A 13,300-nucleotide genomic window follows, 5' to 3' on the forward strand; every position below is an offset into this window, starting at 1 on the left:
CCGTGTCATCCCTGCGAGGGGCGAATTCAGTAGTTGAAGGTCTTCACCAGCACCAGATCACCGATGGTGCGCATGGGCACCACGAAGGTCTCGCGCTTCTCGTTGACGGTATTTTCGTTGAACACCAGGTTGATCTCGGCGGTGATCACGTCCTGCTCGTGATTGCCTTCCTGGAAGTTGTAACCCTGGCTGGCGCTGTAGTTGCCCCAGTAGTTCACGTAAACCAGGTAGGTGCCGTGCAGCGGCGCGGCCATGGTGAACATTTCCGGGCCGGGGCCGTCGACGCCATCCGGGTCGAGGCCGCCGCCGTTGCTCAGGCGCGGGTTGGCCCAGAAGGCATGCTGGCCGTCGGGCGTGACGATATGCAGGTCGAGTTCGGCCTTGGGGTCGTTCCAACCCAGGGCCAGGCGGATGCGCGGCGGGATGCGGCCAGTGTTGGCTTCGTAGAACTGCACGCGCTTGAGGGATTTGCCCTGGTCGCTGCTGACCGCAACGCTGTTGCTACCCGCACCGAAGTTGTAGGGGCGAACGAATTTGCCTTCGGCATCGGTGTAGAGCGGGAGGGGATTGCCGTTGACTACCAGGCGCTGGGCACGATCGACGCCAGAGACTTCACGCAGGTGCCCTTCGATCAGGCTGCGGCCACGAACACCGCCACGGTCGATGGGAGGCGTGGGATAGGCCACTCGCGGCACGCTGGGATCATCGGTCAGGCCGGAGTAACGCCAGCCGGCAGTAGGGCTGGAAAGGTCCACACCCGGCTCGGCAGCGACCGTCGCAGCCAGGAGACTGGCTGACAGAATAAAGACGGCACGAACCATCCGACGCGTGAGCTGCATGAACATTCCTTGATCGTGCATTGCGGGGGAGCCAAATGTAACCGGTCTTGTCGACTGGCGGAACGCGCCGTCGCTCGACGATGCGACACAGAGCGATCTTTCAGAAATTTCCTACAAGCGAAATGGCTTTTGGCGTAACACCACTTGGAAGAATCTCGCCTCCGCCCAGGTCACATCCAACCACCCCATTGCAGGACGAAGATGCCGACATTGGTCGTCAGCGCCGCTACCAGCGTGGTGATGACGATGATCGACGCCGCCAGTTCGTGGTTGCCGTTGGCAGCGCGAGCCATGACGTAGCTGGCCGCAGCCGTGGGGCTGGCGAAATAGAGGAAGAGCACGCCCAGTTCTGCGCCGCGGAACCCCAACAACCAGGCGGCAGTGGTGCAGATCAGCGGCAGCCAGATCATCTTCATCAGGCTCGCACTGATCGCCAGGCCACCACTCTCACGCAGGGAAGCCAGCGACAGGGTGCCACCGATGCACACCAACGCCAGCGGTAGGGTCATCTGGGCGAAGTAGTCCGCGGAGGTCAGCAGCCACGCCGGCAGGCCAATCCCGAACCAGGAGAACGGCAGCGCCGCCAGCACGCTGATGATCAGCGGATTGCAGATGACGTTGCGGGCGATGCTCAGCGGGTCGGACTTCATGCTGGGGCTGTAGATCGCCAGCACCACCGAGGACAGCGTGTTGTAGCAGAGGATCACCAGGGCGGCGAGAACCGAACCCAGCGCCAGGCCGTGGTCACCGTAAATGCTGGTGGCCAGGGCCAGGCCGATGATGCCGTTGTTGCCGCGGAACGAGCCCTGCACGTAGACGCCGCGCTCGGCACGCGGCACTCGCCAGGCCGCCCAACCCCAGGCCAGCAGGAAGCCCACCAGGGTCGCCGCGCAAAAGTACAGCAGTACCTCGGGGCGCGCTGCGCTGTGCAGGTCGGAGTGGTAGATGCCGAGGAACAGCATCGCCGGCATGGTGGCGTTGAACACCAGTGCCGAGGCGGTCTGGATGAACTCCGGATTGATCGCCCCGACGCGACGCAACAGCACGCCCAGAAACAACATGGCGAAAACCGGGGCGGTGATGGCGAAGGTCTGGAGCAGCAGGGCAAGCATGGGAAGCGGACATCAGGACGACGGGGGCAGAATCATAGCAAGCTATGTACCCGCCCCACAGGACGAATCAGACCTGCGCGTCGGTTGCTTCGCCCCAGAGCGGCGCCGCCAATTCCAGCGGTTTGGGCGCCTCGCCTTCGGCCAGGCGCATCAGCTTGCCGTCCACGGTGGCGCCGTTCTCCATGCTCAACTGGCGGTACTGGATATTGCCGACCACGCGGGCATTTGAGTGCAACTCCAGCAGGTGCTCGACGTACAGGTCGCCGATGATTGTGCCGTCGATCAGCGCGTCGTAGCTACTGACATTCCCCTCGATCCGCCCTTCAGCACTGAGCGCCAGCAAGCTGGCGGCGCCGGGCTTGTGGCAGACGTTGCCTTTCACGGTACCGAGAATCTTCAGGCCGTCCTGGAACTGCATATCACCGACCAGATCGACATTGCCCGAGAGCAGGCTGGAGAATTTGTCCACCGACACCTGCGGGCCTTTCTTCTTGCTGTTGCTGAACATCGCAATTCCTCGCGCGTACTACTTGCCAGGTTTCTGCTGGCGGTAGAAGGCCAGCTCAGTCTTGAGTTTCTTGATTTCGGCGGACATCGAATCGATGCGCTGCATCAGCTGCTCCCGATTGGCGCGGTCCTCGTCGCCCTGCAGGCGTTTGTCCTCCAGTTCGGCGGTCAACTGCTCGACCTGCACGCGCAGCGCCTGGAGTTCATCAGCCTGTACACGCCCCGCCACCTCACCCTGGTGACGCATCAACCAGACGCCCGCCAGCGCCACTGCCAGCAAGAGAACCAGGAGCAAAGCCGCGCGGCCCAACGCCGCGGAGCCACGAGGAACATGGGGACGGTGCTCGGCGCGCAGCAGGTCGCGGGTGGAGGGTTTCCTAGTCCGAGGCCATACCATCGCTATCGATCTCCATGCCTCCCAGAGAGAGGAAGTTCTGTGGGTCGACGAATTCGCCGTGGTAAAGCACTTCGAAATGCAGGTGCGGCCCCGTGGAGCGCCCGGTGGAGCCCACCTTGGCAATTTCCTGCCCCGGCAGCACTACGTCGCCCACTTTCACCAGCAGTTTCGAGGCGTGGGCATAGCGTGTAACCAGGCCATTGCCATGATTGATCTCCACGCGATTGCCATAGGATGGATTCGGCCCTGCGACGATGACGCGTCCACCTGCTGCCGCATGGATTGGACTGCCGGTCGGCGCCGAGAAGTCCTGGCCGGAGTGGAATGCCAGGCGGTGATTGAAGGGGTCGAGCCGGTTGCCGAAAGGCGACCCCAAGCGCGCCTGCTCCATCGGGCGGCGGGCGGGAATGGCCATGAAGTCGGCGTTGCGCCGCGCCACCTGGTCCATCAACAGGTCGAATACCCGGCGCAGGCATTTTGCCGAGCGCTCGCTCCGCTCCAGATCGACGTTGGAAACAGGCAGCGGTTCGGCACAAGGGCGCGGCGGCAGCAGGATGCCGCCTTTGCCCTTGGTGGTCGGCGCCTGGGGCTTTGGCACGAGCTCAGGGTCGACCTTGGACAGTTTGCGCGCGATTTCCTCGTGGCTGTCGACGGCCTTGAGCAGGTAGGTGGCGTCCTTCTCCAGCACTTGCAGGCGACCGGCCAGCTCCCCGATCCGCTCCGCTGCGAAACGCTCAGAGGAATCATCCTCGGACACTTCGGGGGCGCTCGCGACGACGGGAATCGCCACCGGCTCGACATTGGCCCGCCCCACCCAGACGCCGCCGACGAAGGCCAGTACGGCGAACAGCATCGCCGTGCAGCCGGCCACCAGCAGGAACCGACGCCGATCGATCAGCTGCAGGTCCGAACGGGTCAATGCCTGCCGGGTGGGAGAAAGGAAACTCATGCGAGGTACCGTTGAATCTTACGAAACCCGGTCCTGGTAGGACCGGGCTGCACAGGGTACCTGTTATTGAAAGCTTCGCAGCGGCTAAACACTGAAAAATGTAAACAAATAAGAAGAAATCATCATGTCTGAGAAGACTTTCAGATGTTTCCCACTAACACGTTCACAGTATCCCAGTGAATCAAACTGCCACTACACAGGTATAACGGCCTCGATCTCCTGCAAACGATGATCGTCCAGGCGCAGCTGGCGCGGATGGAATCGTTTCAGGCTGACACGGTGGCCAATGCTGACCAGGGTGACGCCAGGCAGTTGGTCCAGCAGCACCTGGTAGAGAGCGGCTTCGTCGGTTTCGTCCAGCGCGGAAGTCGCCTCGTCGAGGAATAGCCACTGCGGCGCATAAAGCAGTGCACGGGCGATGGCCAGACGTTGCTGCTCGCCCGGGGAAAGCACGCGCTGCCAGTGGTCGGCTTCGTCCAGCCGCGGTACCAGCGAATCCAGGCGGCACAGGTGCAGCACCTGTTTCAGTTGCTCGGGATTGTGACGATCGCCCTGCTCCGGATAGCAGAGCGCCTCAGCGAGGGTGCCGATGGGCAGGTAGGGCTTTTGCGGGACGAACAGGCTTCGCGCCTCAGGCATTTGCACAACGCCGCTGCCGTAGCGCCACAGGCCGCTCATGGCGCGCAGCAGGGTGCTCTTGCCCCCCCCGGACGGGCCACCGATCAGTACGTGCTCCCCGGTGTTGATCGCCAGGTTGGTGGGCTGCAGCAGTTCGCGACCACTGCCCAGGCTCAGGGTGAGGTTCTGCAGTTGCAGCAGTTCGCCGGACTTGCGCACGTCGATGTTGGCAGACTCCTGGGCGATGTCGGCCATGGCCCCACGGAAGCTCAGCAGACGGTCGCAGGTGGCGCGCCAGTTGGCGAGGCTGGCGTAGGCGTCGATGAACCAGCTCAGGCCGTCCTGCACGTTGCCGAAGGCGGAGTTGATCTGCATGAGCTCGCCAAGCTGGATCTTGCCGGCGAAGTAGCGCGGGGCGGCGACCACCAGGGGGAAGATGATGGCGATCTGCGCGTAGCCGGAGCTGAAGAAGGTCAGGCGCTTCTGCACCTTCATCAGTTCCCAGAAGTTGCCCCAGACATTGCGGAAGCGCGTCATCAACCGTTCGTTCTCGTTGGCCTCGCCGTTGTACAGGGCGATGCTCTCGGCATTCTCGCGCACCCGTACCAGGCCGAAACGCAGATCCGCCTCGAAGCGCTGTTGCTGGTTGTTCAGGGTGATCAGGCGGCGCGCGATCAGGTGCGTCAGCCAGCTGCCAACCGCCGCGTAGAGCAGCGCTGCCCAGAACATGTAGCCGGGAATGGTGATGCCGAGGATTTCGATGCTGCCGGAGACGCCCCAGAGGATGACCGAGAAGGACACCAGGCTGACGACGTTGCGAATCAGGCCAAGACCCAGGGTCAGGGTGGTGTCGGTGAAGTTGTTGAGGTCTTCGGTCAGGCGCTGGTCGGGGTTGTCCGTATGGCCGCGCTGCTCAAGGCGGTAATAGTTCTTGTCGCCCAACCAGGCGGCGAAGTGCTTTTCCGTCAGCCAGCGGCGCCAGCGGATGGTCAGCATCTGGGTCAGGTAGAGCCGGTAGACGGCGATCAGGATTGCGGCGGCGGCAATGCCGCAGAAGTACAGGACCAGCCGGATGAAGGAGTCGACGTCCTTGTTCTGCAGGGCGTTGTAGAAGTCGCGGTACCAGCTGTTGAGCCAGACCGAGACGGCCACCCCCACCAGCGAGAGGGCGATGACCACGATCAGCAGCAACCAGGCCATGCCCTTCTCTTCGCTGCGCCAGTATGGCGCGGTGAGGTGCCAGACTCGGTGGAAGAAGCGGCTGCGAACGGCATCGTTCGCGGCGCGGTATTCGGCGCTGTCGGTCATGGGATGGGCTCGCACGGCTGTACATACAAAAAAGGAGCGCTCATTGGCGCTCCTTTGTGTTATCGATCGCTTAACGCCTCACCGGGCGCTTCTGCAGCTTACGTTGCAATGTGCGCCGGTGCATACCCAGCGCTCGGGCGGTCGCGGAGATGTTGCCGTCATGTTCGGCAAGCACGCGCTGGATATGTTCCCATTGCAGGCGGTCGACCGACATGGGGTTTTCCGGCACCAGCGTTTCCAGGTCGGCGTGCTGCGACAGCAGTGCGGTGAGCACATCGTCGGCGTCGGCCGGTTTGCACAGGTAGTTGGTGGCGCCGCGTTTGATCGCTTCCACCGCGGTGGCGATGCTGGAATAGCCAGTGAGGATCACTACGCGCATCTCGGCGTCGAGCTCGAGCAGCTTGGGCAGCAGCACCAGGCCGGAGTCGCCGTCCATCTTCAGGTCCAGCACGGCGTAGTCGGGCAGATCGTCCTTGGCCATGGCCAGGCCTTCCTCGGCGGAGCCGGCGACCGACACCCGCAACCCGCGACGGGTCATGGCACGGGCCATGACGCGGGTAAAGGTGGCATCGTCGTCCACCAGCAGCAGGTGGGGCTGCTCTTCGCCTTCGAACAGGATCTCTTCGCTCATGGTACTTCCTCGCGGGCGCGGCGATCAGGCCACGCCATAGCTTCTGGGCAGACGCAACTCGGTCAGAGTGCCGCCATCTTCATGGTTATACAACTTCACCGTCCCACCCGCACGGGTCACGCTGGCCTGGCTCAGGAACAATCCCAGGCCGAACCCCTTGCCCTTGGTGGTGAAGAACGGCTTGCCGAGCTGTTCGGCAATGGCCAGCGGCACGCCCGGGCCCTGGTCGCGGATGCTCAGGCAGATTTCCCCGGCATCCCAGTCCAGGCGGATGTCCAGGTCGTCCGGACAGGCGTCCGTCGCATTATTGAGCAGGTTCAGCAGCGCCTGGCTCAGGTCGGTCGGCGGAGTCATCCGCGGTGCCTTGCCCTTGCCGAGCGTCTGATAGCGATAGCTCGCCTCCGGGCGCATCAAATGCCAGCGCCGCAGCACCGCTTCGACCCACTCGTTGGCGCCCTGCTCTTCCACCGCCTGGCGACGATCCGCTTCGGCGGCGCGCACCAGGTGCTGCAGGGTGGTCTTGCAGAGCTTGACCTGCTCCTGCAGCAGGGCGAGATCTTCCTGCAACATTGGCTGGTCCGCATTGGTCTGGCGCAACTCCTTGAGCAGTACGCTCATGGTCGCCAGCGGCGTGCCCAGTTCATGGGCGGCGCCGGCGGCCTGGGTCGCCACGGCCAGCAGTTGCTGGTCACGCATGCCTTCCTCGCGACGCTGCGCCTGCAACTGCTCCTGGCGGCGCAGCGACTCGGACATGCGGGCGACGAAGAAAGTGATCAGTGCAGCAGCCAGGGCAAAGCTCAGCCACATGCCATAAATAAGGAGGTTGTCGCGTTGCCCCGCAGCCATCTCCAGCGGGTGGAACCACACCAGCAGGACCGTGTAGCTGGCCAGCGCCAGGCCTGCCAGGGCGATGGTGTAGAGCCATGGCAGGGTCGCGGCGGCGATGGTCAGCGGCACCAGGTAATAGGAGACGAAGGGATTGCTCGAGCCGCCGGAGTAATACAGCAGGACGCTGTGGATAACGAGGTCGCAGGCGAGCTGGACAGCGTACTCCAGCTCCGTCACCGGCCACGGGCCACGCAGGCGCAAAGCTGTGCCCAGGCAGAGCACAAGGGAGACACCGAGGGTCACGCCCAGCGCAAGCCAGGGCAGTTGAATCAGTTGGGCCTTATAGGCGAGCCCGACCGAACCGGCCTGGGCGGCAAGCACGAGAATACGGATGAGCGTCAGATGCAGAAGGTTCTGACGACTGGCGGAAAGCTGGAAAACCGGTGGGCGCATGGTGAATTCCGGAATTTGCGCGAGTATAGCCAAGAGCCCCCTCTCCTTTATGCGGCATAGCGCCACAGCATACTCCAGCGCGGCCCGCGTCGGCCGCCTCGCGCCGAAACAATTGGTGACATCCGTCAATAACCCGGATCGGAACGAATCCTCGTCAAAGGGTCTGACAGTCCTCGCCACTGGCTCTACTAAGCTGTGGCCGGGACATTTTCTGGAGCAAGGAGTCACCCATGTCTGTACTGAAGAAACCCTTCACCGCCATCGCCGCCGCCATCGCCCTGTGCGCCACCAGCCTGGGAGCCCTGGCAGACGAACCTCGCTACAACCAGGTTTCGCTGCGCGCCGAGGTCAGCCAGGAAGTTGCCCACGACCTGATGCATGTGACCCTGTTCAACGAAAGCCAGGGCACCGACCCGGCCAAGCTGGCCGCCGAGACCACCACCGCGCTGAATGCGGCCGTGGAGCAGGCACGCAAGGTGAAAGGCGTGACCGTCAGCCTGGGCAGCCGCAACAGCTACCCGGTGTATGACGACAAGGGCCAGAAGATCACCGCCTGGCGCGAGCGCGCGGAAATCCGTCTGGAGAGCACCGACTTCGCCGCCCTCTCGCAACTCACCGCCGACCTGCTGGGCAAGTTGAAGATGGGCAGCATGGACTTCAGCATCGCCGACGCCACCCGCGCGAAGAACGAGGACGCGATGATGAAAGGCGCCGTGGATGCCTTCAAGGCCCGCGCCCAGGTACTCACCGACGCGCTCGGCGGCAAGGGCTACAAGCTGGTCAGCCTGAACCTGAACACCTCCGGCGCGCCACGGCCGATGCCGGTGATGCGCATGGCCGCCGCCAAGTTTGCCTCCATGGATTCGGCACCGGTGCAGGAAATCGAGGCCGGCACCAGCCAGGTCACCGTCAGCGCCGATGGCACGATCGAGGTGCAGATGCCGTAACACTCACGGCCATTTCCAGCGCGGCGCCTTGGGGGACCGGGGCGCCGCCGCTCGACCGCACGGTTCCCATTGTCGAAATTGCGACATTCCCTTGCACCCGCGTCACAACTTCTACACTGATCGGCGCTAGCAGCTTGCGTGCGGCATGTGCCGTGCATAGCTTCACGCAACGCAGTCAATCCGACTGTTCCCTCTAGAAAATCAGAATAATCAGAGGTCCGTATGCGTAAGAACGCCGTCATTCGCTCCATGGTTGCTGCTGGCCTGCTCGCCAGCGCCCCGCTGTTCGCCCACGCCGCCAACAACCTGGTCTACTGCTCCGAAGGCAGCCCGGCTGGCTTCGACCCCGGCCAGTACACCACCGGCACCGACTTCGACGCCTCGGCCGAGACGGTCTTCAACCGCCTCACCCAGTTCGAGCGCGGCGGCACCCAGGTCATCCCCGGCCTTGCGGAAAAGTGGGACGTATCCGATGACGGCAAGACCTACACCTTCCACCTGCGTTCGGGCGTGAAGTTCCACACCACCGAGTACTTCAAGCCGACCCGCGAGTTCAACGCCGACGACGTGCTGTTCACCTTCAACCGCATGCTCGACAAGAACCATCCGTTCCGTAAGGCGTACCAGACGGAATTCCCCTACTTCACCGACATGGGCATGGACGCAAACATCGCCAAGGTGGAGAAGGTCGACGACAAGACCGTCAAGTTCACCCTCAACGAAGTTGACGCGGCGTTCATCCAGAACCTCGCCATGAGCTTCGCCTCGATCCAGTCCGCCGAATACGCCGACCAGTTGCTCAAGCAGGGCAAGGCCAGCGACATCAACCAGAAGCCCATCGGCACCGGCCCGTTCGTGTTCAATCGCTACCAGAAGGACGCGATGATCCGCTTCAAGGCCAACCCGGACTACTGGAACAAGGGCGAGGTGAAGATCGACAACCTGATCTTCGCCATCAACACCGACGCCTCGGTGCGCATGCAGAAACTCAAGGCCAACGAGTGCCAGATCACCCTCTTCCCGCGCCCGGCCGACCTGGAAGCGCTGAAGAAGGACCCGAACCTGAACATGCCATCGCAGCCGGGCTTCAACCTCGGCTACATCGCCTATAACGTCCTGCACAAGCCATTCGACAAGCTCGAAGTGCGCGAGGCGCTGGACATGGCGGTGAACAAGAAGGCGATCATCGACGCCGTCTACCAGGGTGCCGGCCAGCTTGCCGTGAACGGCATGCCGCCGACCCAGTGGTCCTACGACGACAGCATCAAGGATGCCGGCTACAACCCGGAGAAGGCCAAGGAGCTGCTGAAGAAGGCCGGCGTCGCCGAAGGCACCGAGATCACCCTGTGGGCCATGCCGGTGCAGCGCCCGTACAACCCCAACGCCAAGCTGATGGCCGAGATGCTGCAGTCCGACTGGGCCAAGGTCGGCATCAAGGCGAAGATCGTCACCTACGAATGGGGCGAGTACATCAAGCGCGCCAAGGGCGGCGAGCACGACGCCATGCTGATCGGCTGGAGCGGCGACAACGGTGACCCGGACAACTGGCTGGGCACCCTCTATGGCTGCGATGCCGTGGACGGCAACAACTTCTCCAAATGGTGCGACCCGGCCTACGACAAGCTGATCAAGGATGCCAAGCGCACCCCGGACCAGGCCAAGCGCACCGAGCTGTACAAGCAGGCCCAGCACATTCTCAAGGAGCAGGTGCCGATCACCCCGATCGCCCACTCCACCGTGTACCAGCCGATGCGCAAGACGGTGCAGGACTTCAAGATCAGCCCGTTCGCGCTGAACTCGTTCTACGGCGTCAGCGTCGGCAAGTAAGGCCAATGGCCGCCGGCAATCGCCGGCGGCCAAAGCCCCGACCGCCAGCCCCATGCTCAGCCATTTCCGCAAACGGCTCTCCGGGATGATCCTGGCGAGCCTGCTCGGCTGCACTTCGGCACTCGCCCAGTCCCTGGTGGTCTGCACCGAGGCCAGTCCCGAGGGCTTCGACATCACCCAGTACACCGCCGCGACCACCGCCGATGCTTCCGCCGAGACGGTCTTCGAGCGCCTGGTGCAGTTCGCCCCCGGCAGCACCCGCGTGGTGCCGGCGCTGGCGGAGAGCTGGGAAATCAGCGACGACGGCCTGCAATACACTTTCGCTCTGCGCCAGGGCGTGAAATTCCACAGCACCGACTACTTCACGCCGACCCGCGAGTTCAATGCCGACGACGTGCTCTGGAGCTTCCAGCGCCAGCTCGACCCGAAGCACCCGTGGAACAAGCTGGCCCCGCGCGGCTTTCCCTATGCCGAGGCAATGGGCCTGCCAAGCCTGATCAGCGCGGTGGAAAAGCTCGACGAGCACCACGTGCGCTTCACCCTCACACATCCCGAGGCGCCTTTCCTCGCCGACCTGGCGATGGGTTTCGCCTCCATCTACTCGGCCGAGTACGGCGACCTGCTGCTGGCCGCCGACAAGGCCGAGCAGTTGAACAACCTGCCCATCGGCACCGGCCCCTTCGTCTTCCAGCGCTACCAGAAGGACGCCCAGGTGCGCTTCACCGCCAATCCGGACTACTGGGGCGGCAAGCCGAAGATCGACCGACTGCTGCTGGCGATCACCCCCGACCCGAACGTGCGCATCCAGAAGGTCAAGGCCGGCGACTGCCAGATCGCCGTCTACCCCAAGCCCACCGACGTGCCCGCGCTGCGCCAGGACCCGAAACTCAAGGTCGAGGAACTGGACTCGCTGCTGGTCGCCTACGTCGGCATCAATACCCGGCACAAGCCGCTGGACGATGTGCGCGTGCGCCAGGCGATCAACCTCGCCTTCGACCGCAACGCCTACCTGCGCGCGCAGTTCGGCGAAGGCGCCGCCACATTGGCCGTGGCGCCCTATCCGCCGACACTGTGGGGTTCCGATCCGCAGCTCAAGGTCTGGCCCCACGACCCGGCACGCGCCAGGCAACTGCTGGAAGAAGCCGGCATCAAGCCCGGCCTGAAACTGTCGATCTGGACCCGCCCCGGCGGCGGCCCGACCAACCCCAACCCCGGCATCGGTGCGCAGATGCTGCAGGACGACCTGGGCAAGATCGGCATCCAGGCGGACATCCGCGTCTTCGAATGGGGCGAGCTGATCAAGCGCGCCAAGCAGGGTGAGCACGACCTGATCTTCATGGGCTGGGCCGGCGACAATGGCGACCCGGACAACTTCCTCACGCCGAACCTGTCCTGTGCGGCGGCGAAAAGCGGCGAGAATCAGGCCGGCTGGTGCAACGCGGAGTTCGACGAACTGCTGCGCAAGGCCCGCGCCATTACCGACCAGGAAGCCCGCGCGGGCCTCTACCGCCAGGCGTTGGCGATCTACCAGCACGAGGCGCCGTGGATCGCCCTGGCCTACCCGAAGCAGTTCGCCGTGGTGCGGCCTGGCGTAACAGGCTTTACCCTGAGCCCGCTGGGCTCGAACAATTTTTCCCGTGTGCAGCTACAGGGCTCACCGGGACCATAACGACAAGGACCAGACCTCAAAAGGGTCGATGTCGACAAGAACGGACCGCCCATGACGCGGCCCAACCGTGACCATCCCATGTGGAGAACTCCCCACAATGCTGTCCTTCATTGCCCGGCGCTTCGGGCTACTGATACCGACCTTCTTCGGCGTCACCCTGCTGACCTTCGCGCTGATCCGCCTGATTCCGGGCGACCCCGTGGAAGTGATGATGGGTGAACGCCGCGTCGACCCGCAGATGCACGCCGAAGCCATGCACCGCCTGGGCCTCGACAAGCCGCTTTACCAGCAGTACCTCGACTACATCGGCAACCTCGCCCAGGGCAACCTCGGCGAATCGCTGACCACCCGCGACAGCGTCTGGCACGAATTCCTCACCCTGTTCCCCGCCACCCTCGAACTGTCACTGGCGGCCCTGCTGTTCGCCGGCGTCTTCGGCCTGCTCGCCGGGGTGATCGCGGCGCTCAAGCGCGGCTCGCTGTTCGACCACGGGGTGATGACCATCTCCCTGGCCGGCTACTCCATGCCGATCTTCTGGTGGGGCCTGATCCTCATCATGCTGTTCTCCGTAAGCCTCGGCTGGACGCCGGTCTCCGGGCGCCTGGACCTGCTCTACGACATCGAGCCGAAGACCGGCTTCATGCTCATCGACACGTTGCTGTCCGATGAAGAAGGCGCCTTCATGGACGCCGTGCGCCATCTGATCCTGCCCGCCATCGTGCTGGGCACCATCCCGCTGGCGGTGATCGCGCGGATGACCCGCTCCTCGATGCTCGAAGTGCTGCGCGAGGACTACGTGCGCACCGCCCGCGCCAAGGGCCTGTCGCCCGCCCGCGTGGTATTCGTGCACGCCCTGCGCAACGCCATGATCCCGGTGCTCACCGTATTCGGCCTGCAGGTCGGCACGCTGCTGGCCGGCGCGGTCCTGACCGAAACCATCTTCTCCTGGCCCGGCATCGGCAAATGGCTGATCGACGCCATCGGCCGCCGCGACTACCCGGTGGTGCAGAACGGCATCCTGCTGGTGGCGACCCTGGTGATCCTGGTGAACTTCATCGTGGACATCCTCTACGGCCTCGCCAACCCACGCATCCGCCACCAACGCTGAGAAACTGCCCATGGCCTGCTGCGCGTCGGCGATACAGCGTCAGACTCCACCGATAAATGCTCATTTGCTTCATGCAAACTGCGCTTTCTCGGCGGACTCTTCCTCGT

General features: G+C 63.8%; 12 protein-coding genes. 4 read left to right on the top strand and 8 right to left on the bottom strand.

Features of this window, described 5'->3' with window-relative positions; all coding sequences use genetic code 11:
- Positions 1-26: 26 nt before the first annotated feature.
- From A6723_RS25385 to A6723_RS25420, 8 genes are all read right to left on the bottom strand, one after another.
- The gene (locus tag A6723_RS25385; RefSeq protein ID WP_054906697.1) at positions 27-821 is read right to left on the bottom strand and encodes a YfaP family protein; all 795 of its coding nucleotides are present in this window, start codon (positions 819-821) and stop codon (positions 27-29) included.
- Positions 822-1,009: 188 nt separating this feature from the next.
- On the bottom strand, positions 1,010-1,951 hold the full coding sequence (locus A6723_RS25390) for an AEC family transporter (protein WP_054906638.1): 942 nt from the start codon (positions 1,949-1,951) through the stop codon (positions 1,010-1,012).
- 67 nt (positions 1,952-2,018) lie between these two features.
- Positions 2,019-2,459 (bottom strand): polymer-forming cytoskeletal protein, encoded by a 441-nt coding sequence (locus A6723_RS25395; protein ID WP_054906639.1) that lies wholly within the window; start codon positions 2,457-2,459, stop codon positions 2,019-2,021.
- A gap of 18 nt (positions 2,460-2,477) precedes the next feature.
- On the bottom strand, positions 2,478-2,855 hold the full coding sequence (locus tag A6723_RS25400; protein WP_064979884.1) for a hypothetical protein: 378 nt from the start codon (positions 2,853-2,855) through the stop codon (positions 2,478-2,480).
- Positions 2,836-3,804, bottom strand: coding sequence for a M23 family metallopeptidase (locus A6723_RS25405; protein WP_054906640.1), 969 nt, complete (start codon positions 3,802-3,804; stop codon positions 2,836-2,838). Before A6723_RS25405 ends, A6723_RS25400 begins: the two co-directional genes overlap by 20 nt.
- Positions 3,805-3,996: 192 nt before the next feature.
- On the bottom strand, positions 3,997-5,730 hold the full coding sequence (locus tag A6723_RS25410; RefSeq protein ID WP_054906641.1) for an ABC transporter ATP-binding protein/permease: 1,734 nt from the start codon (positions 5,728-5,730) through the stop codon (positions 3,997-3,999).
- 70 nt (positions 5,731-5,800) lie between these two features.
- Positions 5,801-6,361: a response regulator transcription factor gene (locus A6723_RS25415; RefSeq protein WP_054906642.1), complete on the bottom strand. Its 561-nt coding sequence runs from the start codon at positions 6,359-6,361 to the stop codon at positions 5,801-5,803.
- A gap of 24 nt (positions 6,362-6,385) precedes the next feature.
- Positions 6,386-7,642, bottom strand: coding sequence for an ATP-binding protein (locus A6723_RS25420; RefSeq protein ID WP_024765915.1), 1,257 nt, complete (start codon positions 7,640-7,642; stop codon positions 6,386-6,388).
- A gap of 230 nt (positions 7,643-7,872) precedes the next feature.
- Here A6723_RS25420 and A6723_RS25425 point away from each other — a divergent pair, with 230 nt between their 5' ends.
- The 4 genes from A6723_RS25425 (at position 7,873) to A6723_RS25440 (ending at position 13,193) form a co-directional block, all read left to right on the top strand.
- Complete coding sequence (locus A6723_RS25425) at positions 7,873-8,589, top strand: SIMPL domain-containing protein (RefSeq protein ID WP_054906643.1); 717 nt, start codon at positions 7,873-7,875, stop codon at positions 8,587-8,589.
- A 222-nt stretch (positions 8,590-8,811) separates the two neighbouring features.
- The gene (locus A6723_RS25430; RefSeq protein ID WP_054906644.1) at positions 8,812-10,416 is read left to right on the top strand and encodes an ABC transporter substrate-binding protein; all 1,605 of its coding nucleotides are present in this window, start codon (positions 8,812-8,814) and stop codon (positions 10,414-10,416) included.
- A gap of 52 nt (positions 10,417-10,468) precedes the next feature.
- Positions 10,469-12,085 carry an ABC transporter substrate-binding protein gene (locus A6723_RS25435; RefSeq protein ID WP_054906645.1) on the top strand — a complete coding sequence of 539 codons (1,617 nt, stop codon included), beginning with the start codon at positions 10,469-10,471 and terminating at the stop codon, positions 12,083-12,085.
- A 97-nt stretch (positions 12,086-12,182) separates the two neighbouring features.
- Positions 12,183-13,193 (top strand): ABC transporter permease subunit, encoded by a 1,011-nt coding sequence (locus A6723_RS25440; protein WP_054906646.1) that lies wholly within the window; start codon positions 12,183-12,185, stop codon positions 13,191-13,193.
- The last annotated feature ends 107 nt before the right edge of the window (positions 13,194-13,300 follow it).

Origin of the sequence: Pseudomonas sp. AU11447, assembly GCF_001672555.2 — a bacterium.
GTDB lineage: Bacteria > Pseudomonadota > Gammaproteobacteria > Pseudomonadales > Pseudomonadaceae > Pseudomonas > Pseudomonas nitroreducens.